The organism is Solemya elarraichensis gill symbiont, assembly GCF_002021095.1.
Classification (GTDB): Bacteria; Pseudomonadota; Gammaproteobacteria; order Chromatiales; family Chromatiaceae.
Window position 1 is genome coordinate 1 of sequence record NZ_MPRK01000327.1, and the last position, 1,561, is coordinate 1,561.

Below are 1,561 nucleotides of genomic sequence, written 5' to 3' on the forward strand. Positions count from 1 at the left end.
TTCACCGGCTTTCTTGTCACCGCCACAGCTAGCTTCAGTAGCTGCCTTGGCCTTGTTGCCGCCGCACTTACCTTCGCCGCACTTACCTTCAGTAGCAGCCTGGGCAACGCGATAACCGTTGTCTAGTGCAGTCAGCCCGAACGGGTTGGCATCAGCTGCAGCGTGTGCAGTACCAGCCAGACCGAGAGCGATGATTGCACCAGAAGCTACAGTGCGGAAGTTTGCGTCGTACTTACTCATATTCCATTCTCCTTTTAGAACAGCAAAGTTATTAATCAAAAACCTGATTTAATTTCGGGTTCGCAAGTTTAGTCGTCTGCAGGAAGGAATCCTTACAGACAATTTGAAAAAAAATGAAAAAAATTGAAATTTTCTGCCCGTGCGTATCATCGCACTTCGGCAAATACGTGATAAACCACTGATTTTTGTGTAAATAGACGTAACCAGCCGTTTTATTAAACTGCTGGTTACGTCTATTTACACCGTTTTACTGTGTCTCAATCTATGGCGACAAGATCACCTCGTGGCCAACTGTGAAGTTTAATCCGGTTTCATCTGAACCTGACACAGTGACAGTTTGCTGATCATAGAGAGTCGTATATGCACCACAGGCTTCACCCCTGCTACAGATGGCGCCATCATTATTGTAATCTGTGCCAGCAACGATATTATAGTTTCCGTTTGGAACACCGGTAAAGCTGTAGAATCCGGAACCATTCGGAGTTACCGTATCAAGAACACTGTCAGTGTCTGTATCGATCAGCTGAACGTAGATATAACCGACATCTGCTGAAGCATCCACCGGGCCAACCGACAGGCTGACATTCACGTTTATATCGTTATTATTTGAGTCAAAACTGATCGTCGCATTGTGATTGCCGGCTGAAAGACCACTTCTGTCAACATGAACCGTGTAGGTCCCAAGCCCATCCGTTGTCTCTGATTCTGCCACCGTCAGCCATGGCTGATTGTCTGAGACATCAATTACAATCAGTCCGCTGGCGCCAGTATTGGATGCAGTCAAAGTTGCAAGGGAAAAAATTGAACCAAAGTCGAGCTCGCCCGGGTAGACAGCAAGATTCGGAGGAATAACAGGTGGACTCTTGGCTGCGCTCACTGCCAGGTCTGCCCTTATCAGGCCATGTCCAAAGCTGGTATCAAATCCGGTAGGCCCGATATCTTCCGTCAGGTAGCCATTAATCAGCATCGCCTCGATATCATCAGGTGTTAGCGCATTATTGGCTGATTTCATCAAGCCGATAACACCGGCAACGTGCGGTGTTGCCATCGAGGTTCCGTGATAATAAACATAGTCGTATGTCACATATGTCGGCGTATCGTCACCCATGGTGCTATAAACACCATCAGGATCGCTGTCACCTGAGAGATTTTGGCTCATATTGCCGCCGGGTGCGGCAACATCGATATCCAGGCCAAAATTTGAATAGTAGGCCAGGCTCTTGTCATAGCCTACGGCACTGACAGTCAGTATATCGTCGCAACTTGCCGGAGAAAAATTTGCTGCATTGCCGCCCGAATTTCCCGCTGCCACAACCACGGT

The 1,561-nt window shown here is 48.0% G+C and carries 2 protein-coding genes; both read right to left on the reverse strand.

Annotated features, from left to right (window positions below; translation table 11 throughout):
* Positions 1–240 (reverse strand): HvfA family oxazolone/thioamide-modified RiPP metallophore (locus BOW51_RS10675; protein ID WP_442468228.1); only part of this gene is annotated, 240 nt, incomplete at its 3' end.
* 262 nt (positions 241–502) lie between these two features.
* Positions 503–1,561: S8 family serine peptidase (locus tag BOW51_RS10680; protein ID WP_153039650.1), on the reverse strand; the 1,059-nt coding region annotated here is incomplete at its 5' end.